General features: G+C 67.6%; 22 protein-coding genes. 17 read left to right on the top strand and 5 right to left on the bottom strand.

Going from position 1 to position 23,336, the window contains the following annotated elements; genetic code table 11:
• Window positions 1–16: 16 nt before the first annotated feature.
• The 3 genes from AU188_RS21020 (at window position 17) to AU188_RS21010 (ending at window position 2,084) form a co-directional block, all read left to right on the top strand.
• Window positions 17–517 carry a pyridoxamine 5'-phosphate oxidase family protein gene (locus AU188_RS21020; protein WP_059165415.1) on the top strand — a complete coding sequence of 167 codons (501 nt, stop codon included), beginning with the start codon at window positions 17–19 and terminating at the stop codon, window positions 515–517.
• Window positions 518–521: 4 nt separating this feature from the next.
• The gene (locus AU188_RS21015) at window positions 522–1,001 is read left to right on the top strand and encodes a nitroreductase family deazaflavin-dependent oxidoreductase (protein ID WP_059165414.1); all 480 of its coding nucleotides are present in this window, start codon (window positions 522–524) and stop codon (window positions 999–1,001) included.
• Window positions 1,002–1,121: 120 nt separating this feature from the next.
• Window positions 1,122–2,084: a hypothetical protein gene (locus AU188_RS21010; protein ID WP_059165413.1), complete on the top strand. Its 963-nt coding sequence runs from the start codon at window positions 1,122–1,124 to the stop codon at window positions 2,082–2,084.
• Window positions 2,085–2,172: 88 nt separating this feature from the next.
• Here the strand turns inward: AU188_RS21010 and AU188_RS21005 are convergent, their stop codons facing one another.
• From AU188_RS21005 to AU188_RS20995, 3 genes are read right to left on the bottom strand one after another with little or no spacing between them, the layout of a single operon-like run.
• Window positions 2,173–2,505 (bottom strand): GNAT family N-acetyltransferase, encoded by a 333-nt coding sequence (locus tag AU188_RS21005; RefSeq protein WP_059165412.1) that lies wholly within the window; start codon window positions 2,503–2,505, stop codon window positions 2,173–2,175.
• Window positions 2,506–2,512: 7 nt separating this feature from the next.
• Complete coding sequence (locus AU188_RS21000; RefSeq protein ID WP_059165411.1) at window positions 2,513–3,490, bottom strand: pirin family protein; 978 nt, start codon at window positions 3,488–3,490, stop codon at window positions 2,513–2,515.
• A gap of 16 nt (window positions 3,491–3,506) precedes the next feature.
• Window positions 3,507–3,926, bottom strand: coding sequence for an EVE domain-containing protein (locus AU188_RS20995; protein WP_059165410.1), 420 nt, complete (start codon window positions 3,924–3,926; stop codon window positions 3,507–3,509).
• Window positions 3,927–4,021: 95 nt separating this feature from the next.
• On the opposite strand from AU188_RS20995, the gene AU188_RS20990 reads away from it, so the two are divergent.
• On the top strand, window positions 4,022–5,590 hold the full coding sequence (locus tag AU188_RS20990) for an acyl-CoA carboxylase subunit beta (protein WP_059165409.1): 1,569 nt from the start codon (window positions 4,022–4,024) through the stop codon (window positions 5,588–5,590).
• 202 nt (window positions 5,591–5,792) lie between these two features.
• Here the strand turns inward: AU188_RS20990 and AU188_RS20985 are convergent, their stop codons facing one another.
• Complete coding sequence (locus tag AU188_RS20985; protein WP_059165408.1) at window positions 5,793–6,083, bottom strand: WhiB family transcriptional regulator; 291 nt, start codon at window positions 6,081–6,083, stop codon at window positions 5,793–5,795.
• 314 nt (window positions 6,084–6,397) lie between these two features.
• Between AU188_RS20985 and AU188_RS20980 the strand changes: the two genes are divergently transcribed.
• Window positions 6,398–7,129, top strand: a complete 732-nt coding sequence (locus AU188_RS20980; RefSeq protein ID WP_059165407.1) for a hypothetical protein — start codon at window positions 6,398–6,400, stop codon at window positions 7,127–7,129.
• A 10-nt stretch (window positions 7,130–7,139) separates the two neighbouring features.
• Here AU188_RS20980 and AU188_RS20975 read toward each other — a convergent pair whose 3' ends face one another.
• Window positions 7,140–8,564, bottom strand: a complete 1,425-nt coding sequence (locus tag AU188_RS20975) for a MinD/ParA family ATP-binding protein (protein WP_059165406.1) — start codon at window positions 8,562–8,564, stop codon at window positions 7,140–7,142.
• Window positions 8,565–9,291: 727 nt separating this feature from the next.
• Here AU188_RS20975 and AU188_RS20970 point away from each other — a divergent pair.
• The 12 genes from AU188_RS20970 to eccD all read left to right on the top strand — a co-directional run bounded on the left by AU188_RS20970 (window position 9,292) and on the right by eccD (window position 23,279).
• Window positions 9,292–10,068: an ESX secretion-associated protein EspG gene (locus tag AU188_RS20970; RefSeq protein ID WP_082686737.1), complete on the top strand. Its 777-nt coding sequence runs from the start codon at window positions 9,292–9,294 to the stop codon at window positions 10,066–10,068.
• Window positions 10,058–10,513: a secretion protein EspD gene (locus AU188_RS20965; RefSeq protein WP_082686729.1), complete on the top strand. Its 456-nt coding sequence runs from the start codon at window positions 10,058–10,060 to the stop codon at window positions 10,511–10,513. Before AU188_RS20970 ends, AU188_RS20965 begins: the two co-directional genes overlap by 11 nt.
• Window positions 10,506–12,227: a type VII secretion AAA-ATPase EccA gene (eccA, locus tag AU188_RS20960; RefSeq protein ID WP_059165515.1), complete on the top strand. Its 1,722-nt coding sequence runs from the start codon at window positions 10,506–10,508 to the stop codon at window positions 12,225–12,227. Before AU188_RS20965 ends, eccA begins: the two co-directional genes overlap by 8 nt.
• A 2-nt stretch (window positions 12,228–12,229) precedes the next feature.
• Window positions 12,230–13,711: a type VII secretion protein EccB gene (gene eccB / locus AU188_RS20955; protein ID WP_059165404.1), complete on the top strand. Its 1,482-nt coding sequence runs from the start codon at window positions 12,230–12,232 to the stop codon at window positions 13,709–13,711.
• Window positions 13,708–15,942: a type VII secretion protein EccCa gene (gene eccCa, locus AU188_RS20950; RefSeq protein WP_059165403.1), complete on the top strand. Its 2,235-nt coding sequence runs from the start codon at window positions 13,708–13,710 to the stop codon at window positions 15,940–15,942. The genes eccB and eccCa overlap by 4 nt, the downstream gene beginning before the upstream one ends.
• Window positions 15,939–17,696 (top strand): type VII secretion protein EccCb, encoded by a 1,758-nt coding sequence (eccCb, locus tag AU188_RS20945; protein ID WP_059165402.1) that lies wholly within the window; start codon window positions 15,939–15,941, stop codon window positions 17,694–17,696. The genes eccCa and eccCb overlap by 4 nt, the downstream gene beginning before the upstream one ends.
• A 172-nt stretch (window positions 17,697–17,868) precedes the next feature.
• Window positions 17,869–18,165, top strand: coding sequence for a PE family protein (locus AU188_RS20940; protein WP_059165401.1), 297 nt, complete (start codon window positions 17,869–17,871; stop codon window positions 18,163–18,165).
• A 31-nt stretch (window positions 18,166–18,196) separates the two neighbouring features.
• Window positions 18,197–19,525, top strand: a complete 1,329-nt coding sequence (locus tag AU188_RS20935; RefSeq protein ID WP_059165400.1) for a PPE family protein — start codon at window positions 18,197–18,199, stop codon at window positions 19,523–19,525.
• An 88-nt stretch (window positions 19,526–19,613) separates the two neighbouring features.
• A complete protein-coding gene (locus AU188_RS20930; RefSeq protein ID WP_059165399.1) occupies window positions 19,614–19,922 on the top strand; it encodes a WXG100 family type VII secretion target in 309 nt (102 codons plus the stop codon).
• 28 nt (window positions 19,923–19,950) lie between these two features.
• The gene (locus AU188_RS20925) at window positions 19,951–20,238 is read left to right on the top strand and encodes a WXG100 family type VII secretion target (RefSeq protein WP_082686728.1); all 288 of its coding nucleotides are present in this window, start codon (window positions 19,951–19,953) and stop codon (window positions 20,236–20,238) included.
• Window positions 20,239–20,328: 90 nt separating this feature from the next.
• The gene (locus AU188_RS20920; RefSeq protein ID WP_059165397.1) at window positions 20,329–21,756 is read left to right on the top strand and encodes a MinD/ParA family ATP-binding protein; all 1,428 of its coding nucleotides are present in this window, start codon (window positions 20,329–20,331) and stop codon (window positions 21,754–21,756) included.
• Window positions 21,753–23,279, top strand: coding sequence for a type VII secretion integral membrane protein EccD (gene eccD, locus AU188_RS20915; RefSeq protein WP_059165396.1), 1,527 nt, complete (start codon window positions 21,753–21,755; stop codon window positions 23,277–23,279). Before AU188_RS20920 ends, eccD begins: the two co-directional genes overlap by 4 nt.
• Window positions 23,280–23,336 lie beyond the last annotated feature (57 nt).

The following is a 23,336-nucleotide window of genomic DNA, read 5'->3' as shown; positions in this document are numbered from 1 at the left end:
TGACAGTATTTCGATCGTGGGCAAGAACGAGCGCGCGAAGATCGTCATGTCCGACGACGAGATCGCCGAATTCATCGAACGCAGCCGCACCGCCACGATGGCGACCGTGCTGCCCGACGGGCGGCCGCACCTGGTCGCGATGTGGTACGCCGTGCTCGACGGCGAGATCTGGTTCGAGACGAAGGCCAAGTCGCAAAAAGCGGTGAACCTGCGTCGCAATCCGACGGTGACCGTGATGATCGAGGACGGCCACACCTACGACACCCTGCGCGGCGTCTCGATCGACGGCCGGGCCGAGATCATCGACGACCCGCAAACCGCACTGCGCGTTGGCATCAGCGTCTGGGAGCGCTACACCGGACCGTACTCCGAAGAGATGCGCCCGTTCGTCGACCAGATGATGAACAACCGGATCTGTGTGCGGGTGGCACCCATTCGGACCCGCAGCTGGGACCATCGCAAGCTCGGTATGCCCGCCATGCCGCTGGGCGGCAGCACGGCGCAGTATCTAGGTTGAGCGCATGGACCCGAACAACAAGCCCAAGCAGCTGAACTCGCCCTTCGTCTCCAAGATCATGAAGTACGCGGGCAAGGCGCACGTGTGGGTGTATCGCCGTTCCGGCGGAAAGATCGGCGCGAACTGGCGCGTGGGGGCCGGGTTCAAGAAGCCGGTACCGACCCTGCTGCTCGAGCACATCGGCCGTAAGTCCGGCAAGCGGCTGGTGTCCCCGCTGGTGTACATCCACGACGGAGACGACGTGATCGTCGTCGCCTCGCAGGGTGGCCGCGACACCGACCCGCAGTGGTACCGCAATCTCGTGGCCAACCCGGATGCCTACATCGAGATCGGCTCGGAGCGGAGACCGGTGCGCGCGGTGACCGCCACCCCCGAGCAGCGGGCCCGGCTGTGGCCGAAGCTCGTCGAGGCGTACGCCGATTTCGACACCTACCAGTCCTGGGCCGCTCGCGAGATCCCGGTCATCATCCTGCAGCCGCGCTGACGCGATTGCGACCCATCTCACATCGGGGACGTGTTCGTATGTCCCCACACGCCGGGTAGCCAACGGACCAGGTGCAGCCCAGCGCCGACCCAATCCGTCAACGCTTGAGGGGCTATATCAATGACCACCACCACTGAAACCACACTGCTGACGCAGTTGCGCACGATTCTCGACCTCACCCACACCGAGATCCAGGTCGCCGAGACCCGGATCGCGCAGGCCAGGACCGAGGCGGTCCGCCGCGAGCTGGCCGAGAACGCCGAAAACGGCCGCATCCGCGCCGAGGCGATCGAGAAGGCGATCCGCGACCTCGGCGGCTTTCCCGACACGATCGGCCCGTTCCTCGGCCGCGCCGCCGCGGCCGTGAAGGCGCTGACCGAGCAGGCGCAACCGTTCGACGAGGCACTGCTGGGGGATCTGGCGCTGGAGGATCAGCTGCTGGACCGCGCCCGCTACATCAAGGCCCTGGCCGTCGCGGCCAAGAAGCCGGATGTTCAAGAGCTGGCCGACCGGCTGATCACCGCGCACTCGGCGACGGTGAACTGGCTGACCACCGTGCTGGCCGAGGACGCGCTCGGTGGTCCGGCGGCGCTGCAGCGCACCCCGCTGCAGGCCGCCGCGGGCACCGCGGTGAGGATCGTCAACCTGCCCGGGCAGTGGTCGGCGCAGTCGGTCGAGCGCATCGCCGAGCTGCTGCGCTCTGCGGGTCCGGCCGTCGACGACCTCCGTCAACGTGCCCAGCGCGCCAGCGAGATCACGCTCAAGGCGCTCGGCGCCTCGCGTGACGGGGCACTGAAGCGAGCCGAGGAGGTCGTCCGCCGTGAGGGCGCCAATGAGGCGGCCGACGCGCTGCACAAGGCCCGCGCGGAAGGCGGCGTCGTCGACGCCGAAGAGCTTCCGATCGCCGGGTACGAGGACCTCAACCTCAACGATGCGGTGGCCGCGGTCAAGGACCTCGACGATCCGAGCGACATCCGCACGATCATCGCCTACGAGGAGATGCACAAGAACCGGCAGCGGCTGGTGTCGGCGGCGCAGACCCGCCTGGCCGACATAGCCCAGGAGGTCGTCGGCCTCAGCTGACCGTTGAACCGCACGGAAACACCCCGCGAAGGTCTCGCGGGGTGTTTTCTTGTGTCGCTTGAGTTTTAGCGCTTCGCGGCTGGCGGCTTCAGCGATTCGCCAGCCAGCGCTTGACGTCCCGCGACACCGGATCGACGATATCGGCGAACTCCTGGTGCTTGTCGAGGTAGGCGGCCACCATCGGGCACACCGCGACGATGCGTTGCCCGGTGTCGCGGGTGTCTTGCAGCGCCTCGCCGATCAGGATGGTGGCCAAGCCGCGTCCCTCGAACTCGCCGTCCACCTCGGTGTGGGGGAAGATGCGCTGGCCATCGTGGTCGATGAACTCGGTCAGGCCCACCCTCTTGCCCTCGACGGAGATGGTGTATCGGTCGGATTCGGCGGTGACTTCGGTGGGCGCGCCCGTCTTGTCGGTTGTCATGCTCCTGCTATACCCCGGGGTTCGGCCGCATACGCAACGTCACGTTGGGCAGGGGAGGAGCGGGTAGGCGCGCGACCGTGCCGCGATAACCGTGCACCGCGCCGAACCGGTCGTCGCCCGCCTCCCATTGCCTGCGGTACGTCGCGATGTCGTCGTGGTTACGACCGACGAAGTTCCACCACATCACCAGCTGTTCGGGAAATGGTGGACCGCCCAGCAGCAGGAACCGGGCCGCACCCGCTCCGTCATTGGCAACGCTCAACCGGTCGTTACCGGCGGCCTGGAACGCAAGGTCGGCCACGTTCAGCGCCGTACCGGCGACCGAAACCGTGCCGTGGTCGAGCAGCACACCGTGTTCGAAGTTCGGGTTCACCTCCAGCGTCAGGTCCGCGCCGGGCTCGAGGTCGACCTGCGCACCGAGCAGCGGCGTGAACGTGTGCACGGGGGAGTGCTGGCCGGCGAGCTCGCCGAGGAAGACCCGCAGCGTTGCGCCGCCGAGCATCCGGGGCGTCGGCACGAAGTGCTCGAAATCGCGTGCGGTGTCGCGCGCAGCGTCGGGCAGCGCCACCCATAACTGCACACCGTGCAACAGCGTGCTCGCTGACCGGGTGGACGAGACCGACACCTCGGAGTGAGCGATGCCGGCGCCGGCCGTCATCAGATTGAGCTCGCCGGGCCGCACCATCGCGTGCACGCCCGCGCTGTCGCGATGCTCGACCTCCCCGCTGAACAACCAGCTGACTGTTTGCAGTCCGGTGTGCGGGTGTGGTGGAACGTCCATCCCTCCGCCGCTGCGCACGTCGTGCGGGCCGTAATGGTCGACGAAGCACCACGCCCCGATCAGCGACCGCTCCCGCTGCGGCAGTGTCCGTCGCACCCTGATGGCCCGCGGCCCGCCCAACGGCACTTCCCGCGGATGCAGGACGCCGGCGAAGGGCGATGCCGCGCAGGCGACTTCGGCCGGCGCCGGGTCGGTGTTGCTCACCTCGACAGGGTAGGCCTCAACCCGGGCCGGTCATCGCCGAACGGATCACCGCCAGGTCATCGTCGTCGATCCTGAACATCCCGAACCGAAACTTGTACCCCCAGTGCGTCCTGTCCTCGATGAACTTCAGCTGCTCGATGAGCGGACGGATGGGCGCCTCGGCACAGTCGAGGAAATCCACGTTGCGCCGCCACGGTTCGAAGTCGGGCGACACCCGATCCTGGTAGGGCTCATCGTCGGCGACCTGTCCGATCGCGGTGAACGCCTGCAGTGGCGGACCGTCGGGGTACACCATGCGCGGGGAATAGAAGACGATCCAGTCGCCGCGCGCCATTTTGCGCAACATGGCCGGCTTGCCGTGGTTTGCCTGAGTGAAGCGGCCGCGGACGCCGAGTTCGACGTGGTCGCGGCTCACTGTGTTTATCCAGTTCGTCATAGTCCGCACGCTAAGCGCGACGGCCGACAGCTCGGGCGTGCCGGACACATGGCCTGTGGATAACCTCCGGCTCGAGGTCATTAGCATCGGACGCCGTGAGTGACGACTCGCTGCGCGACGACCACGCCGAACTGTTGCGGCGCCGCGAGCTCACCGAGGACGCGGCCCGGCCCGAGGCCGTTGCGCGCAGGCGTGCGGCGAACGCCCGCACCGCGCGGGAGAACATCGCCGACCTCGTCGACGACGGGTCGTTCGTGGAATACGGCCGCTTCGCCATCGCGGCGCAGCGTCATCGCCGCGACCTCGATGACCTGATCGCCCGCACTCCGGCCGACGGCCTGGTCGCGGGTACCGCACGAATCAACGGGCACCTCTTCGGAACTGACCGCAGCGCCTGCGCGGTGCTGTCCTACGACTACACCGTGCTGGCAGGAACGCAGGGCGCGCTCGGCCATCGCAAGAAGGACCGGCTCTTCGAGCTGATCGAGCGGATGCGCCTGCCGACGGTGTTCTTCGCCGAGGGCGGGGGCGGACGCCCGGGCGACACCGACATCCCGGTCGTCTCGGCGCTCGACGCGCGCGCGTTCAAGCTGTGGGCGGCGCTGTCGGGTGTGGTGCCGCGGATCGCTGTCGTCAACGGCCGCTGCTTCGCGGGCAACGCCGTCATCGCCGGATGTTCGGACCTGATCGTCGCGACGGAGGGAGCGTCGATCGGCATGGGCGGTCCGGCGATGATCGCCGGCGGCGGACTCGGCGACGTCCCGCCCGACGAAGTCGGCCCGATCAGCATGCAGGCGCCCAACGGTGTGGTCGACGTCGTCGTCGCGGACGAGATCGAGGCGGTCGCGGTGACCAAGCGGCTGCTCGGATACTTCCAGGGCACCACCGGATCGGGCAAGGCCGCCGACCAAAACCTCTTGCGCACAATGGTTCCCGAGCGTGCCCGCCGGGCGTATCAGGTAGCGCCGGTGATCGAGACGCTCGCCGACCGGGGGTCGGTGACGTTCCTGCGCACTAGATTCGCACCGGAGATGGTGACGGCGTTGGCGCGTCTCGACGGTCGCGCGGTCGGCATCATCGCCAACAACACCATGGTGATGGCCGGAGCCATCACCGCCGCGGCGGCCGACAAGGCGGCCCGTTTTCTGCAACTGTGCGACGCGTTCGGGCTGCCGGTCGTCTCGCTGGTCGACTGTCCGGGGTACATGGTGGGACCGGCGGCCGAATCCGAGGCGCTGGTCCGCCGCGCATCCCGGATGCTGGTGGCGGGCGCCGCGCTCGAGGTTCCGCTGATAGCAGTCATACTGCGCCGCGGATACGGCCTGGGGGCACAGGCGATGACCGGCGGGAGCCTGCACGAGCCCGCGCTCACGGTGGCCTGGCCGGGCTCTCATCTGGGACCGATGGGGCTGGAGGGTGCGGTCCGGTTGGGGATGCGCAAGGAACTCGACGCGATCGCCGACGTCGCCGAACGCGAGGAACGCGTCCGCCAGGCGACGGCGGTAGCTCAGGAGAATGCCAAGGCGCTCAACGCCGCTCAGCTGTTCGAGATCGACGATGTGATCGATCCGGCGGAAACGCGCGACGTCATCATCAACACGCTGACCGCGGCCACCGCGCACACATCTCGAACGCAGAGTCGACGGTTCGTCGACACCTGGTAGCCGCGAAAAAGAAGAGGGGACGGTGCCGCCTGCGCCTCTCGGCGAGTGGTCGCTCGCAGCGACGATTCTAAGTTGGGGCCCGGGGCATGCCCGGCACCGTCGCCTCTCTCAACCGCCCGCGGCGGCGCCGTATTCCGGTACGCGAGCGGGGTGTCGGCCGCCCGCCGCCGAGCCCCCGATCCGGCGGCGGACGAGCCGACGGTCAGGCGGATTCTGCGTACGCTCGACGCTCACGCACCGGCTGGCCGTTGCGTTCCGCCAGCGACTTCAGCTGCCGTAGAGCAAACGTGCGGCCACGTCCGGCCTCCGGCACGAAGATGCCCGCCCAGAGGCCCTCGGCGCGCGGCAGCTCGCAGGCTTCACGAGCACAAAGCCAGCGCCGCGGGCAGGCCCGGCAAATCGCCTTGGCCTCCTCGTCGGCCGACGTGGTCCACCGCTCCGGATCCCGGGTGCAAGCCCCGACGGGGATTTCGTCCCATTCCGTCGTGTTCATCAGTCTCGCTCCTTGTGCGCTGTCGGCGGCGATCTTGCCGCGGTGGTGAAAACGTAGCGCACGAACCGTAGCGATGCAACAGTTACTAGTGAGCGAGCGTCCTTCCTCGCGCGTTGGCTTACGCATTAGCGCAGGTAAAGCAAGAATCTGCGGAGACCGAAAACGTAGCGTTGATGAGGTTTCTGCGACCGCAGAACCACAGCGTTGAGACGTCTTTGCTTCGCCACGCCAAGCCCAAGCCGTAGCACTGGCCGAAACGATGGCTACGATTACGGGGCCGTTCCGCCCCGCCCGCCCATGAGGATCGCCGCGCCATGACCCACCCGGAGTCGATCGACCAATCGATCGAGGCGCAAGATCCCGGCATGGCCCGAGCAGGTGCGGCGGCCGCGGCACGGCGTCGTGAACTCAACATCAGCCAGCGCAGCCTCGCCGCCGACGGCATCATCAACGCGGGCGCCCTGATCGCGTTCGAGAAGGGCAGGAGTTGGCCGCGGGAGCGCACTCGAGCAAAGCTCGAGGAGGTGCTCCAGTGGCCGCCGGGCGCGATCGCGCGAATCCGTCGAGGCGAACCCGTCGAAGGCGGAGACGGTACGCCGCCGACCCCGCCTGCCGACGAGGTGCCCCTGATAGCGCAGGCGGTGATCACGGCGGTGAGCACGTTCGACTCGGCGATCGCGGCGCTGCCCCCGCAGGACGATCCGGAGTTCGGACCGAAGGTGACGAAGATCCTGGCGGACCTGCGCCAACTGGAGGCCGTCGCCGCACGGGCGACACGCATTAGTAAGGTCACCCCGCCGCTGATCAAGGCGTTGAGCGCGGTCCGGACGCGTTACGACACTCTGATGCTGCGCGCGGCACGGGGTCCGCAGCCGACACTCGGCCAGCGGCTCTACGCCGCCCGTCGTAGTGCGAACCTGACGATCTCCGAAACCGCACAAGCCGCCGGGGTGGCCGACGACGACGTGATCCACGTCGAAGCCGAACAGCCGGTGTCCGCGGCGGCCGCCGAGGCGATCGAGGCGCTCGTCGGCGAACTCGCCTGAGAGGCCGACGTCAGTACCGCTCCCGGCTGCGGTCGTCGCTGACCGGGAAGTGCTCGGCCAGCGCGGCGGCGATCTCGAGGAACCGACGCCGTGTCGCCGCGGACATCTCTGATGTCCCGTTGATGACGCCACCGGGCCGCAGGTGCCCGTCGAACGGCACCTCGATCACCTTCTGACCTTGCCCCGAAAACTGTTGCGCCAGAATCGAACGCGTTCGCTTGTCGGCGTGCCCGTCCGAGTCGTTAAGGACGATGACCGTGCGCTCCAGCAGCCCCGTCAGCCCCCGCGCGGCCAACCAGTCCAACGTCTGGCCCGCCGCCGCGGCGCCGTCCACCCACGGCGACGACACCACGATCAACGCGTCCAGGTCGCGGAGGGCTTCCTGGGTGACCGGCGCGTCCATCGTCGAACTGCAGTCGATGATCGAGATCGTGAAGTGGCGGTCCAACCGGGAGGTGGCTTCCCGGTAGATGGCCGGATCGAGGACACGGCGGCGGGCGGGGGTGGCCTCTCCGGCGAGCACGAACAAGCCGGCGGCGTTGTTGCCCACCCGGCTGCGGACGTCGGCGAAGGTCTCCAGATGCTGGTCGGACGCGAGCTCCCAGTACGAGCCCTGCGCCTTGGGATCGACGCGGCTGCCGAGCTTGCCGAACGCGGTGTCGGCGTCGATGGCGACCACCCGGTCGTCCTGGCGCAGTTCGGCGAACACGGAGCCGATGCTGGCCGAGACCGTCGTCTTGCCGACCCCACCCTTGCCCATCACGCCGATCTTGAAGTGGCCCCGCAGCGGACCCCGGATCGTGGCTTCCATCTCGGCCTGCCGGATCTCGTCCGGACCCGGCCCGAGGTTCACCAGTCCGAAAGTGGCCCGGTACAGAACGAAGCGCCAACCCCGGCTGGGCGGAACCCGGCGCGGGGGAACCAGTTCGTCGGCCCTGATCCGCTCGGCATACGAACCGGTCGGCGGCGGCGCCGTCGGCCGACCGTCCGGACCGTATCCGGCACCCGGCCACTGGCCGGACAACGGCGCCTGCTGCTGTGGGGGAGCCGGCCGTTGAGGTGGGCGAGGCGGCATCGGCCTGGCCGGCTGGCCCCAGGCGGCCGGATCGGGCCGGCCGCCGGTGGGTACCGGCCCGGTGTCGCGCGGAGACCCCGGCGGCGGCCCGAATCGGGACGGCGGCTGACGGAAGCTGACACCAGACCGCTCCGGCGCTTGGAATCCCGGTGGAGGTTCCGGCGACGGCGCAGCGCGCGGGAGATCGTCGTCGCGGGTTTCGGGCGGCTCGGGAGCGGGATAGTCGACGGGCGGCCGCGGCGCCACCGGCGAGTGCGGGGGAGTCACCGGATCGGGGTCGGCGTTCGAGGGCTCGTAGTCGGTCTCTTCGGGACCCGTCCAGCCGAGTTCTTTCCGCAATGCGTCATCGCGGTCGGTCACTGCGATCTCCTCCGGATGTCGGTGCGTTGGCCCTCCACCAGTATCAGCTACCCAGCCAAGGGCCCCCTCGAGCGCACCTACGCCAGACATCAGCAAACGCAGGCGCGACGGTTTGGGCGATCGCCGAACCCGTTCTCGAACCACGGCATCGATAACCAGAAAGCCCGGAAGCGGCCCCCGAAGAGCCCCGTAGCCGCTCATGCCGTCCCGGGGCGGCGAACGTCGGCCAGAGCGCGGACTGACTTTGCTGACTACCGTATCGTCGGTGTCCGGCGGTGAACCCAAGTTAACTGACAGCGGAGTGTGGTGGAGCTCGATGCCGGCTGCGGGACGGCAAAATTGGTGACATGGGTGGCGCTGCGACGCTGGTACGCTGACGTGCGGCAAAGGGGTTTGCGGCGACGGGTCACTGCGACGCGGGCGTGAACCGCGGCAAAGAAGCCGCGGACATCGCGTAGTGGATCCGGCCGACGAGCCTCCCGGCGAGGGGTCAGCGCACCGAAATCGGTGAAACGCGGCCCTCCGACGGCGGTTAGGTTGGTGCGGGTAATTCACCCGGGCCGCCGGCCGGGCTGCCGACGACGAGAAGTAAGAGGAGCGATGGATTGATGTCCGGCGAAGACCTGCGCGCCACCACCGCCCATCTTTGCGTCCTGGCGGATCGACCGTGAGCCCCGACGCGACGCACATCGACGACGTGGTCGGCGTCGAGGTCACTATCGACGGCATGCTGGTGATCGCCGACCGGCTGGGCTTGACGGAGTTTCCGACCGCGCTGGGAATCCGGCTCAACATTCCGCAGCCCGATCTGCGTGACCGGGTGTGGGAGCAGGTGGCCCGGGATCTGACCGAGCAGGCCGTGCTCGACGTCTTCGGCCAACCGCACCCCGAGGTGGCGGCCATGGTCGACACCCTGAGCAGGGCCGACCGGACGCTGGAAGCCCGATGGTGGCGGCGCGACGTCGGCGGGAAGATGGTGCGTTTCGTCGTCTGCCGCAAGGGCGATCGGCATGTCGTCGCGGCTCGTGACGGTGACATGCTGGTGCTGCAGCGGATCGCCCCGCAGGTCGGGCTCGCGGGCATGGTGACGACGGTGCTGGGCTCTGCGACGGCGGCCGATGTCGAACCTTTGACGGGCGTCGCCAGCAAACTGGCCGAGTGCCGGGAAGCAAACCAGCTCGCGGCCTATGGGATCGCGCCGACCTCGGCTCGCGCGTATGCCGACATCATCGCCGAGCCCGAGAGCTGGGTGGAGATCACCGCGATCGAACGCCACCCCGGCGGCACCTTCACCCAGGCCGATGTCGCGGCCGGGGTGCTCGATTCGAAGCACGGGCGGATCGTGTCGATTCCGCGCCGGGTCAGTGGCGAACTGTACGGAAGCTTCCTGCCGGGGACTACCGCGAATCTGCAGCGCGCGCTCGACGGGCTGATCGAGTTCCTGCCCTCGGGCACCTGGTTCGAGCAGGCCGCGGACAGTGAGGAAGGCGTCCATGGCGAGTGAGACGCCTCCGGAAGGGTTCGACTCCTTCGCTCGCGGCGAGGATCCGACGGACTCGGTCCTTGACGCATTGGCGATCTACTCGCCGGGCGAACCCGTCGAAACCGAAACCACGGACCCCGTCTTCACCGTGACCAACCCGCCGGGCACGGTCGCCGTCAGCACGTTCCTCGACGGCCGGGTCAGCCAGATCGAACTGTCGCCGAAGGCCACCGAGCTGACCGAAGCCGACCTCGCCGCCGAAGTCGTCGTCATCGCCGGCCTGGCGACCCGAGAGGCGAAGTCGGCCCAGCACGCGATGATGCTCGAGGGCATGCGGGAACAGGGCCACGACGACGCGGCGACCCGCGACTTCCTGACCCGCGACCTTGACCTGCCCAGCCCGGAAGAGGCCCGGGCCGAGCGCGCACGGGTATTCGCGACAAGATATGCGGGTGACGATGACTGAACACCTCGCCAGCCTCTTCGGAAGCGCGGTCGGCATGCTGCCCAGCGCACCCGCGCGCTCGTTCGAGATCTTCACCGAGATCACCACTTTGGACGAATCCGCCTGCGACGCCTGGGTGGGTCGCATCCGCTGCGGAGACACCGACCGGGTCACTCTTTTTCGGGCTTGGTATTCCCGCGCCAACTTCGGCCAACTCGCCGGCTCCGCCGAAATCTCGATGAACAGCGTCAACGCGCGGGTGCCGATCGGGGGGCAGTTCGGGGACATCACCTACCCGGTCAACTCCCCGTTGGCCATCGCGATGGGTTTCGCGGTGAACGAGGCGACGGTCGGCAATTACGCCGACGCGATGGAGGCACTCGAGGACCTGCCGTCCGCCGGGGCCGAGCACCTGGTCGCCTGGGTCAAGGCCGTTGTCTACGGTGCGGCCGGGCGCTGGACCGATGTGATCGAGCAGGTTCGCGGGGCAGCGGGCTGGCCCGACAAGTTCCTCGCGGCCGCGGCAGGTGTGGCGCACGGCGTCGCCGCGGCCAACCTCGGGCTGTTCACCGAGGCGGAGCGGCGCCTGACCGAGTCGAACTCCTCGCCCGCAGGAGAAGCATGCGCACCCGCAATTGCTTGGTTCCTGGCGATGACCCGGCGCAGCCAGGGCAACGAAGAGGCCGCGGTGGCGCTGCTGGAATGGCTGCAGGCCACCCATCCGGAGCCGAAAGTCACTGAAGCGCTACGTGACCCGTCGTATCGGCTGACCACGACCACCGCGGAGAAGATCGCCGCTCGCAAAGACCCATGGGACCCGACGAGCGTGGAGGCCGACACCGCCGGTCGTGACCGGTTACTGGCCGAGGCGCAGGCCGAATTGGAGCGCCAGATCGGGCTGACCCGGGTCAAGGAGCAGATCGAGGCGTACCGCGCCGCAACACAGATGGCCAAGATCCGCGCGGCGCGAGGTATGAAGGTTGCGCAGGCGTCGAAGCACATGATCTTCGCCGGACCGCCCGGCACCGGGAAGACGACGATCGCCCGCGTGGTGGCCAGCATCCTCGCCGGCCTCGGAGTGATCAGCGAGCCGAAACTCGTCGAGTCCTCGCGCAAAGACTTCGTCGCGGAGTACGAAGGGCAGTCGGCGGTCAAGACGAGCCGGACCATCGACCGCGCGATCGGCGGCGTGCTGTTCATCGACGAGGCCTACACCTTGGTGCAGGAACGCGACGGCCGGGCCGACCCGTTCGGCACCGAGGCGCTGGACACGCTGCTGGCCCGGATGGAGAACGACCGCGACCGCCTGGTGGTCATCATCGCCGGCTACAGCGCCGACATCGACCGCCTACTGGAGTCCAACGACGGCCTTCGGTCGCGTTTCGCGACCCGCATCGAGTTCGACTCCTACACCCCGGACGAGATCGTCGAAATCGGCAAAGTCATTGCAAAGGCGAATGATTCGGCGCTGGACGAGGAGGCGGCGAAGCGGGTCCTGGAAGCCGCCACGCTGCTGAGCCAGCGGAAGCTGAACGGCAAACCCGCCCTCGACATCGCCGGCAACGGCCGTTACGCCCGCCAGCTCGTCGAGGCGGGTGAACAGAACCGGGACATGCGGCTGGCCCGTTCGCTCGACGTCGACAGCCTCGACGTCGAACAGCTCAGCGAGATCAACGGTGAGGACATGGCCGCCGCCATCGCCGCGGTCCACGGACGTCTGAGCATCGGCGAGTAGACATGGCGGGTTTCCGGCTCACCACCAAGGTGCAGGTCAGCGGGTGGCGCTTCCTGCTGCGGCGCGTGGAGCACGCGATCGTGCGACGGGACACCCGGATGTTCGACGACCCGCTGCAGTTCTACAGCCGCGCCGTGTCCGCCGGCGTCGTCATCGCGGTACTGATCTGTCTGGGCGCCGCGCTGTTGGCGTACTTCAAGCCGCTCGGAAAGCGCAGCGGCGACACCCTTCTCGTCGACCGCAGCACCAACCAGCTCTATGTCGTGCTCCCGGACAGCGGCCAGTTGCGGCCGGTGTACAACCTGACTTCCGCGCGGCTCGTTCTCGGGAACTCGGGAACGCCGTCGGCGGTGAAATCCGATGAGCTCAACCGGATGCCGAAGGGTCAGCCCGTCGGAATACCCGGAGCCCCTTACGCAACACCGGTCGGCAGCGCGAGCTCGATGTGGACGCTGTGTGACACGGTGACCAAACCGGAGAGCGTGGCCCCGATCGTAGAGACCTCGGCCATCGTGCGACCCCTGGTGACCGACGCTTCGGTGGGGCCGATGCGTGCCGATGAGGGCATCTTGGTGACCTACGAGAACGAAAGCTGGTTGGTCACCGAAAGCGGCAGGCACGACATCGATCTCGCCGATCGCGCGATAACGTCGGCGGTCGGGATTCCGGTCACCGCCAAGGCGACGCCGATCTCCGAGGGACTGTTCAACGCGTTGCCCAACGCAGGTCCGTGGCGGCTGCCCGTGATCCCCTCCTCGGGTGCGCCGAATTCGCTTGGCTTACCGCCGAATCTCGTGATCGGCTCGGTGTTCAAGGCGCTCACAGAGGATGGCAACCAACATTTCGTGGTACTGCCCGACGGCGTCGCCCGGATCAACGACACCACCGCCGCAGCTATCCGCGCCACCAACTCGTTCGGTCTCGTCACGCCGCCCGCGGTGGAGGCGAGCGTGGTCGCGAGAATCCCCGAGCACGTGTTCGCCTCACCGTTGCCCGCCGAGCCGCTGAACATTCTGTTGCGTGGGGACGCCCCGACGCTGTGCTGGTCCTGGCAGCGCGAACCGGGTGATCAGGCGCCGAAGACGACGGTGATCGCCGGCCGCCACCTGCCGATCCCGGCGTCGGCGATGAACACCGGGATCAAGCAGATCGGCGGCGAGGCAACGGTTTACATCGACGGTGGGCAGTACATCCGGTTGCAGTCGCCCGATCCGCGGTACGGCGAGAGCCTGTATTACGTCGACCCGCAGGGCGTGCGCTACGGGCTACCCAACGAGGACACCGGGAACGTGCTCGGGCTCAGCGGGCCGGTGACCGCACCGTGGCAGGTGGTCGGCCTTCTCGTTGACGGGCCGGTGCTGTCGAAGGAGGCGGCCCTCGTCGAACACGACACCCTGCCGCCAGACCCCAACCCGCGCAAGGTCGGCGACGGCACCGCAGGTGCGGCGCAGCCGGCCACGTCCCGGACCGGAGGCGGCGGATGACGACGAAGAAATTCACCCCGATCATCAAGCGGGGACCGCGGCTGACGCCGGGTGAAGTCAACGTCGCGCCGCCCGACGACCTCGGCGTCGAGATCCCGCCGTCGGGCATTCAGAAGGCGCTGCCCTGGGTGATGGGCGGCGGCATGCTCGGAATGATCGCGATCATGATCTTCACCGGCATTCGGCAGCTTTCGCCATACATGCTGATGATGCCGCTGATGATGATCATGGCCACGGTCGGGTTCATGGCAGGTGGTGGGCCCGGCGGCAAGCGGGTGCCCGAAATCAACGCCGACCGTAAGGAGTACCTGCGCTATCTGTCCGGGCTGCGTACCCGGGTCACGTCGTCGGCAGCGGCGCAGGTGACGTTCTTCAACTATCACGCGCCACACCCGGCGGACCTGTTGTCGATCATCGGCACGAACCGGCAGTGGTCCCGGCAGACCAACGCCGACTTCTACACCGCCACCCGGGTGGGGCTGGGCGCCGAACCCGCGGTCGACCGGCTGCTCAAGCCGGCCGTCGGTGGCGAGTTGGCGGGCCCGCAGGGAGCGCCGCAGCCGCACCTGGAGCCGGTGAGTCACATGTGGGTAACGAAGTTCCTGCGCACGCACGGACTGATCCACGATTGCCCGAAGCTGTTGCAGCTACGGACTTTTCCCACCATTGCCGTCGGCGGCGATCCCGCGGGCGCCGCGGGCTTGCTGACCGCCATGATCTGCCACCTCGCGGTCTTCCATCCGCCAGACCTGCTGCAGATGCGGGTGCTCACCGACAACCCCGAGGACCCGAACTGGGCATGGCTCAAGTGGTTGCCGCATGTGCAGCATCAGACCGACACCGACGCGGCGGGTCCGACCCGGATGATCTTCACCCGTCCCGACGGTCTGAGCGACCTGACCGCCCGCGGTCCCCACACCGCGGACGCGGCGCCGAGCGGACCCTACGTCGTCGTCTTCGACCTCACCGGCGGCAAGGCCGGTTTCCCGGTCGACGGTCGGGCCGGCGTCACGGTGATCACGCTCGGCAACCATCGCGGCTCGGCGTACCGGATCCGGGTCGCCACTGACGGCACCGCCGACGATCGGCTGCCCAACCAGACGTTCAGGCTGATCACCTCCGCGGTCGACCACATGACACCCGAACAGGCCGGTCGCGTCGCGCGGAAACTGGCCGGCTGGTCGATCACCGGCACGATCATCGACAAGAGCGTGCGGGTGCAGAAGAAGGTCGCCACCGAATGGCATCAACTGGTCGGGGCGCAGACGATCGAGGAAGTCACCCCGGCGCGGTGGCGGATGTTCAGCGACACCGACCGCGACCGGTTGCGTATCCCGTTCGGTCACGAGCTCAAGACCGGCGACATCATGCACCTCGACATCAAGGAGGGCGCGGAGTTCGGTGCCGGTCCGCACGGGATGTTGATCGGCACAACGGGTTCCGGTAAATCCGAGTTTCTCCGGACGTTGATCCTGTCGCTGGCCGCCACGCACCATCCGGATCAGGTCAACCTCCTGCTCACCGACTTCAAGGGCGGCTCGACGTTCCTCGGCATGGAGAAACTGCCGCACACCGCGGCGGTGGTCACCAACATGGAGGAGGAGGCAGAGCTGGTCAGCCGCATGGGCGAGGTGCTGTCCGGCGAACTGGACCGACGGCAATCGATCCTGCGGCAGGCGGGAATGCAGGTCGGTGCGGCGGGCGCGCTGTCCGGTGTGGCCGAGTACGAGAAGCACCGCGAACGCGGATCCGAGCTCCCGCCGCTGCCAACGCTTTTCGTGGTCGTCGACGAATTCGCCGAGCTGTTGCAGAACCACCCGGACTTCATCGGCTTGTTCGACCGCATCTGCCGCGTCGGCCGGTCGCTGCGCGTGCACCTGCTGCTCGCGACGCAGTCGCTGAACACCGGTGGGGTGCGCATCGACAAGCTCGAGCCCAACCTCACCTACCGGATCGCATTGCGCACCACCAGTTCCGCCGAATCCAAGGCGGTGATCGGAACACCGGAGGCGCAGTACATCACCAACAAGGAAAGCGGCGTCGGGTTCCTGCGCGTCGGCATGGAGGACCCGGTCAAGTTCCAGGCCGTCTACACCGGTGTGCCCTATGCGCCGACGGCTGCACAACACGACGACGGCGAATCCAAGCCGCGGACCAACGGTCAGAGGCGCCCGCAGATCCGCCCATTCACCGCGGCGCCCATCCTCGACGCGACGGCGGTGACATCGTGAGCGTCCAATCCGAGCAGCGCGTGCTACGCGAGGTGGTCCTCGACCAGCTGACCACCGGCGAGACCCGGGCCTATCGAATGTGGTTGCCGCCGTTGGCCGATCCCACTCCGGTCAACGAGTTGATCGCGCACGACCACCAGCGCCAGCCGCTGCGCTTCGGGCTCGGCATCATGGACGAGCCGCGCCGGCACCGCCAGGAGGTGTGGGGCATCGACGTGTCGGCGGCCGGCGGCAACATCGCGGTCGGCGGGGCGCCGCAGACCGGCAAGTCCACCTTCCTGCAGACGCTGATCCTGTCGGCGGCCGCGTCCCACACGCCGCGGCAGGTGCAGTTCTACTGCGTCGACCTCGGCGGCGGCGGGCTGATGTACCTCGAGGAACTGCCGCACGTCGGTGGCGTCGCGACCCGGTCGGAGCCCGACCGCGTCAACCGCGTCGTCGCCGAGATGAAAGCCGTTCTGCGCCAACGGGAAGCGCTGTTCAAGCAGTACCGCGTCGGCTCGATGGCCGCGTACCGGCAGATGCGCGACGACCCGGCCCACCCAGCGGCCGCGGACCCGTTCGGTGACGTGTTCCTGGTGATCGATGGGTGGACCGTGTTCGTCAGCGAATTCCCTGACCTCGAGCCGCTCGTGCAGGACATCGCGGGCCAAGGATTGGCTTATGGCGTCCACACGGTGATATCAACGCCGCGGTGGACAGAGCTCAGATCCCGCGTCCGCGACTACCTGGGCACCAAGGTCGAGTTCCGGCTCGGCGACGTGAACGAGACCCAGGTCGACCGCATCACCCGCGAGATCCCGGCCAACCGACCCGGACGGGCGATCTCGATGGAGAAGCACCACCTGATGATCGGGGTCCCGAGGCTCGACGGCGTGCACAGCGCGGAGGAGCTCGTGCCTGCGCTGACGACCGCCGTTCAGCAGGTAGCGGCAAGGTACACCGACGAGGCTCCGCGCGTTCGGGTGCTGCCAGAACGCGTCTACCTTCACGAGCTGGACCCACAACCGCCGGGCCCGGACGCGGATTATCGGACCCGCTGGACGGTTCCTCTTGGCGTGCGCGAATCAGACCTGACCGTGGCCTACAACCACATGTACAACACACCACACCAACTCATCTTCGGGGCGGCGAAGTCGGGTAAGACCCGTATCGCGCATGCGTTGGCGCGGTCGATTTGCGCACGCAACAGTCCCGATCAGGTGCGATTCATGGTCGCCGACTACCGGTCCGGCCTGCTTGATGCGGTGCCCCAGAGCCATCTGCTCGCCGCCGGAGCCATCAACCGGAATCATGCGACACTCGAAGAGTCGATCAAAGCGTTGGCCGTCAACCTGAAGAAGCGGCTACCGCCGTCGGACTTGACGGCGGCTCAGCTGCGATCGCGGTCGTGGTGGACCGGGCCAGACGTGGTGCTACTGGTCGACGATTGGCACATGATCGTGGCCGCCGGCGGCATGCTGCCGCCGATGGCACCACTTGCGCCGCTGCTACCTGCCGCAGCAGATATCGGTCTGCACATCATCGCGACCTGCCAGATGAGCCAGGCCCATCGGGCCACCATGGACAAGTTCGTAGGCGTTGTGCACGGGGCGGGCACCCCCACGATGTTCCTATCAGGTGAGAAGCAGGACTTCCCCTCGCGCGAGATCATCGTCAAGCGTCGGCCCCCTGGCCAGGCGTTTCTCGTCACGCCCGACGGCAGGGAGGTGATCCAGGCGGCCTATGTGGGGGGCCCTGAAGAAGTGTCATGAGCACCATTGGGGGGCGGTTAGTATCTATCCATACTGTTCAGCAAAGTTGGCAAACGACGCCAGCAAAGGGGTCGGGGGACCGCCGACGGTGCCACTTAGCTACGCCCGCAGAGGCCGCGCAGCGGTGCAGCCCGACGACGATTGTTTCCGCAGCAATAAGGAGTAGGAGCAAATGGAACCTTTGAGTGTCAATCCCGCCCTCGCTGCCATCGGTACGCAGGTCGTCGCGAACGGTGTCCGCGGACTGGCGGCTGGTACTGCCGCGACCGCAGAGGTCACCGCGCTGGTGCCGGCGGGGGCGGAGGAAGTGTCGGTGCATGCCGTGGCGGCGTTCGCTGCCGAGGGCGTGCAGACTCTCGGGATCAACACGCTGGCCCAGGAAGAGCTGTCGCGCGCTGGCGCCGCATACGTTCAGGCCGCGGGCACCTACGAGGCGGTCGACGCCGCCAACGCCGCCGGTCTGGTCTAACCAATTCAGGTCGACTACCCATTTCATCGATATGGCTACAGTTCCCGTATTGGTCCCGCCCATCTGGGCGGCCCTGCCCCCGGAGGTCAACACATCGAGGTTGATGTTCGGGGCGGGCGCGGCGCCGATGCTGCAGGCTGCAGCGGGTTGGGAAGCGCTTGCCATCTCGTTGGAGGCGCAGGCCGACGAATTGGCCGGGAGTATGTCGTCTCTGGCGTCGGCGTGGACGGGAACGGCAAGTGAACGCGCGGTTTCAGCAACCCTTCCGATGGTGATATGGCTACGGATGCTGTCGCTGCAGGCGATGAAGCGTTCGCTGCAGGCGGCGGCGCAGGCGACGGCGTACACCGCCGCGATGGCAACGACGCCGCCGCTGGTCGAGATCGAACTGAACCACATCACCCACGCGGTGTTAGAGGCCACCAACTTCCTCGAGATCAACCGGCTGCCGATCACGCTGAACGAACTCGACTACATCCGGATGTGGGATCAGGCCGCCGCGGTGATGGATGCCTATCAGGCCGAGACGGTGGTCAACACGACGTTCGAGCCCATCGTGATGCCGAAGCCCATCGTGATTCCCGGCGTGGCCGAAGCCGCGACGGGCGTTGCGCTGAGCAACGCCGCAGCGATGGCCCCGACGGCGATGATGCGGAATGCCACGTTCACCAAGGTCAGCGCCGAGGGAAAAGCGCGCTCGGTCGCCCTTCAGACCGGGCGCGCCGCGTCGGCCGCCAATCAAGGTGTGGCGCATGCCAGTTCGGACGCAAAGCGGGCGGGCGACTTCTCGTCGTCCGGCCGGCTGCAGGATCAGATGGTCCAGCAGGGAATGCAGCAGGGCGTTCAGATGGCGACGCAGATGGGCTCCTCGCTCGGGCAGCTACCGCAGCAGTTGATGCAGGGTGTGACGCAGCCGTTTCAGCAACTGACGCAACCGCTGCAGCAGGTGTCATCGCTGTTCGGCCAGATGAGCGGCATGAATGGGAGCAAGGGGGCTCAAGTCGGCCTGATCGGTGCTTCGCCGTTTTCCAATCACCCCGCAATCGGTGGAAACGGCCCGACGTCGGGGGCTGGACTGGTCCGAGCCGCCTCGCTGCCCGGAGCCGGCGGGACAGCGATCCGTACGCCGTTGATGGCCAACCTCATCGGTCTGCAGGACGGATCTCCGGTATCCGTTTCGCCGGGGGCCGCTGCGGGCGCGGCCGCTGCGGGGCTGGCTCCGGTAGGTGCGGGGATGGGCACCGGCGGTCCGATGGGGATGCTGGGGCAGCGCTCGAAAGGCGGTGGCTCCAAGTCGGGGCGGACCGCCCCGTCGCCGCTCCCGCAACAACTCGACGAGGACGAAGAGGACGACTGGTAACAGTCACAGATCGGACTTCCCGGCCACCCGGCCGGAAGGCTCACCACTGCCGTGGTGGGAACAGGTGAAGAACAGTTAGGCAGGCAGCATGGATCCATTAAGGACCGAATCTGCAGCAATGCAGACGGAGGCTGGCAATTTCGATCGCATCGCCGGCGAGCTCACGGCAGTCATGAACCACGTCGGCACGACAGCGGCGGGCTTGGCGGCGTCTCTGCAGGGGCTGGCCGGCACCGCAGCACAGCAGGCGCTGACGCGCTTCGAAGAGGCTGCGCGGCAGCAGACACAGCTCCTCACGGAGATCTCGCAAAACGTGCAGCAGGGCGGTCTCCAGTACGACACTGCCGATATCGATGGCAGCGAAGCCCTCGCTCATCAGATGCAGCTCGGCGGCTGACCCAAGCACTTTCTAGAAAGGAAACAACGTGCCAGAACTCGTATACAACTTCGGTGCAATCGAAGGCGGCGCCAGCGATTTGGACGGTTCCGTGGTGCAGACCCAAGGTCTGCTCGAGGAGGGCAGGGAGTCTTTGTCCCGGCTCGCCGGCCAGTGGGAAGGCGATGCCTCGATGTCGTGGCAGGAGGCCCAGACCCGTTGGGATGTCAACGCGAACGAATTGAATCAGGCGCTGAGGAGCCTTGCGGCAACCGTGCGCGATACGGGCCACCACATGGGGAACATCAACACCGGCATCGCGAACTCGTTCCACTAGCCGGCTACGCACGCTGGTGGGCGGGTAGCTCGACGACGATGCTCGCCCACCTCGTGCGCCCGGTGCAACATTCAGTAATGAGAGGCACCCATGTCGGCAGACTATGACCGGCTCTTCCATTCCGCGGACGCCGCGACCACGACCGAAGAGGACACCGTGACGGTGGACCGCGACGTCGTCGCGGCCTCCGAGGGCAAGCCCACGCCGAACGGACCGAAGCACGGCGAGGCCCCACCGCCCATGCCCACCGGCCAGGGCAACAGCGAGCTGACATCGCCCACGATGCCTGTCGGCCAAACCAAGCCTGCGCCGGCGCCCCCGCCCGGGCAGACCGAGGTCACCACGCAGATGCCGCCCGCGCGTTCAACAGCGCCGCAGCTTCCTGCGAACGGGATGATGCGCACGCCGCAGGCCCACAACATGCCCGCCGGTGCTCGATACGAACAGCCCCGGCCCGCGCCGGCGCCGGCACCGCGGCACGCGCCTTCCCCCGCCCCGAGCCAGCACTTCGCCGAAGTGCAGGCCGACAAGAACGGCGCCTTCGGTAGCGCCGCGCCGGCACAGACATCGGCGGCCACGATCGGCAATCACCGCGCGATCGACGCCCTGTCCCACGTCGGGGTCAAGTCCGCGGTGAAGATGCCGTCGCAGCGGGGCTGGCGGCATCTGCTGTACCTGCTGACCCGGATCAACCTCGGGCTGTCGTCCGATGAGCTCTACGAGATGGACCTGCACACCCGGATCCGCCGCAACGCCCGCGACTCCTACCAGATCGGCATCTTCGGACTCAAGGGCGGCGTCGGCAAGACCGCGGTCACCGTCGCACTCGGATCGGCGTTGAGCAAGGTGCGCGGTGACCGAATCCTGGCCATCGACGCCGACCCCGACGGCGGCAACCTCGGTGACCGGGCGGGACGCCAGTCCGCCGCCACCGTCGCCGATCTGCTCGCCGACAAGGAACTGGCGCGATACAACGACATTCGCGCGTACACCAGCATGAACGGCGCGAACCTCGAAGTGCTGTCGAGCGAGGAATACAGCGGCGCCCGTCGCGAATTCAACGACGAGGACTGGAAGGGCGTGACGGGCATCGTGTCGCGCTACTACAACCTCGTGCTCGCCGACTGCGGCGCCGGGCTGTTCCAGCCCGCGGCCCGCGGCGTCCTGTCCACGGTATCGGGTCTGGTGATTGTTGCCAGTGCGTCGATCGATGGTGCCCGACAGGCGGCGATGACGATGGATTGGTTGCGCCAGAACGGGTATCAGGATCTGCTCGGCCGCTCGTGCGTAGTGATCAACCACGTCGTCCCGGGCAAGCCGAACATCGACGTCGAAGATCTGGTCGCGCAGTTCGAGCGCCATGTCCCGCCGGGCCGGGTCATCGTCCTGCCGTTCGACAAGCACATCGCTGCGGGCACCGAGATCCAACTCGACCTGTTGGGTAAGACGTTCCGGCGCCGGGTCGTCGAGCTGGCGGCCGCCCTGTCCGACGACTTCGACAGGCTCGAACGGCGTTGACCTCCACCGCAGCAGCAGCATCCACGTCGAGCGTCACGCCCGGCCGGCCGTCGACCACGCGGGTCACGATCCTCACCGGCAGGCGGATGACCGATCTGGTGCTGCCCGCGGCGGCGCCGATCGAGACCTACATCGACGAGACCGTGTCGGTGCTGGCCGAACTCCTCGAGGACACACCGAAAGACGTACTCGCCGGATTCGATTTCTCGGCGCAGGGCGTGTGGGCGTTCGCCAGGCCCGGTGCCCCGCCGTTGAAATTCAACGAGTCCTTGGACGACGCAGGGGTCGTCGACGGGTCGCTGCTGACCCTGGTCTCGGTGAGCCGCACCGAGCGGTACCGCCCCCTTGTCGAGGATGTCATCGACGCCATCGCAGTGCTCGACGAGTCACCGGAGTTCGACCGGACCGCGCTGAATCGCTTTGTCGGCGTTGCCATCCCGCTGGTGGCGCTCGTCGTGACGGTGATGGCGCTGGTGGCGTGGACGCGGGCAGGCCATGACTGGTGGTGGTCGGCCGCCCTCGGCGTGCTGGGTTTGGGTCTGCTCGTCGGCAGCGCGCTGGCTACCAACCGCTACCAGAACCTCGACATGTCGGAAAGCCTGCTGGCGGCGTCGATACCGACACTCGCCGGTGCGGTTGCGCTGGCCGTGCCGTTACCCCGCGGGGTCGATTCGCTTGGGGCACCGCAGATCGCGGGTGCGGCCGCCGTTGTGCTGCTGTTGACGTTGGCGACACGCGGCGGACCTCGCCGGCGAGCGGAGTTCGCCTCCTTCACTGCGGTCACAGCGGTCGCGGCGACGGCCGCGGCGATCGCCTACGGCTACGGATGGCAGTACTGGGTGCCGACGGGTGCGATCGCGTTCGGCCTCATCGTCGTCACCAACGCGGCGAAGCTCACGGTCGCGGTGGCCCGGATCGCGCTGCCGCCCATTCCGGCGCCGGGCGAGACGGTTTCCAACGACGAACTGCTGGATCCGGTGACAACCTCTGGGACGGATGAGGAGTCACCGACCTGGCAGGCCATCATCGCCTCCGTACCGGATTCCGCGGCGCGCCTGCACGAGCGCAGCCAGTTGGCCAAGCGCCTGCTGATCGGGTTCGTCACGGCCGGAGCGCTGGTGTTGTCCGTCGGCGCCATCGCCGTTGTGGTGCAGGGACATTTCTTCGTGCACAGCATGATGGTCGCGGGTCTCGTCACCGCGATTTGCGCTTTCCGTTCTCGGCTTTACGCCGAGCGGTGGTGTGCGTGGGCGCTCCTGGGCTCGGTCGTCCTCATTCCGACCGGCGTGATGATTCGGCTCTGTCTCTGGTACCCGGACTCGGCGTGGCTGGTGCTAGCGGGGTACGTGGCGGCAGCGATCATCGCGCTGATCATCGTCGGGGCCACCGCGGGGGTGCGCCGGGTCTCACCGGTAACCAAGCGCATCCTCGAACTGCTCGACGGTGCCGCGATCGCCGCCGTGATCCCGATGCTGCTGTGGATCGCCAGCGTCTATGACGTTTTGCGCAACCTGCGGTTCTAGGTCTCGCCGTGCGACATGTTGCGGTGTGCCTCGAGTGCGGAGCTAGTGACCACGAGG

The organism is Mycobacterium sp. IS-3022, assembly GCF_001500065.1.
Lineage (GTDB): Bacteria > Actinomycetota > Actinomycetes > Mycobacteriales > Mycobacteriaceae > Mycobacterium.
This window is presented reverse-complemented; position numbering and strand designations above follow the sequence as displayed.

What these genes read in the sequence shown, in the direction of transcription:
- AU188_RS20965 (WP_082686729.1), top strand. Translation starts at nt 10,058, where the DNA reads ATGGCGAGTGAGACGCCTCCGGAAGGGTTCGACTCCTTCGCTCGCGGC.
- eccA (WP_059165515.1), top strand. Translation starts at nt 10,506, where the DNA reads ATGACTGAACACCTCGCCAGCCTCTTCGGAAGCGCGGTCGGCATGCTG.
- AU188_RS20920 (WP_059165397.1), top strand. Translation starts at nt 20,329, where the DNA reads ATGTCGGCAGACTATGACCGGCTCTTCCATTCCGCGGACGCCGCGACC.
- eccB (WP_059165404.1), top strand. Translation starts at nt 12,230, where the DNA reads ATGGCGGGTTTCCGGCTCACCACCAAGGTGCAGGTCAGCGGGTGGCGC.
- AU188_RS21010 (WP_059165413.1), top strand. Translation starts at nt 1,122, where the DNA reads ATGACCACCACCACTGAAACCACACTGCTGACGCAGTTGCGCACGATT.
- AU188_RS20930 (WP_059165399.1), top strand. Translation starts at nt 19,614, where the DNA reads ATGGATCCATTAAGGACCGAATCTGCAGCAATGCAGACGGAGGCTGGC.
- eccCa (WP_059165403.1), top strand. Translation starts at nt 13,708, where the DNA reads ATGACGACGAAGAAATTCACCCCGATCATCAAGCGGGGACCGCGGCTG.
- AU188_RS20940 (WP_059165401.1), top strand. Translation starts at nt 17,869, where the DNA reads ATGGAACCTTTGAGTGTCAATCCCGCCCTCGCTGCCATCGGTACGCAG.
- AU188_RS21015 (WP_059165414.1), top strand. Translation starts at nt 522, where the DNA reads ATGGACCCGAACAACAAGCCCAAGCAGCTGAACTCGCCCTTCGTCTCC.
- AU188_RS20985 (WP_059165408.1), bottom strand. Translation starts at nt 6,083, where the DNA reads ATGAACACGACGGAATGGGACGAAATCCCCGTCGGGGCTTGCACCCGG.
- AU188_RS20995 (WP_059165410.1), bottom strand. Translation starts at nt 3,926, where the DNA reads ATGACGAACTGGATAAACACAGTGAGCCGCGACCACGTCGAACTCGGC.
- AU188_RS20970 (WP_082686737.1), top strand. Translation starts at nt 9,292, where the DNA reads ATGCTGGTGATCGCCGACCGGCTGGGCTTGACGGAGTTTCCGACCGCG.
- AU188_RS21005 (WP_059165412.1), bottom strand. Translation starts at nt 2,505, where the DNA reads ATGACAACCGACAAGACGGGCGCGCCCACCGAAGTCACCGCCGAATCC.
- AU188_RS20980 (WP_059165407.1), top strand. Translation starts at nt 6,398, where the DNA reads ATGACCCACCCGGAGTCGATCGACCAATCGATCGAGGCGCAAGATCCC.
- AU188_RS20935 (WP_059165400.1), top strand. Translation starts at nt 18,197, where the DNA reads ATGGCTACAGTTCCCGTATTGGTCCCGCCCATCTGGGCGGCCCTGCCC.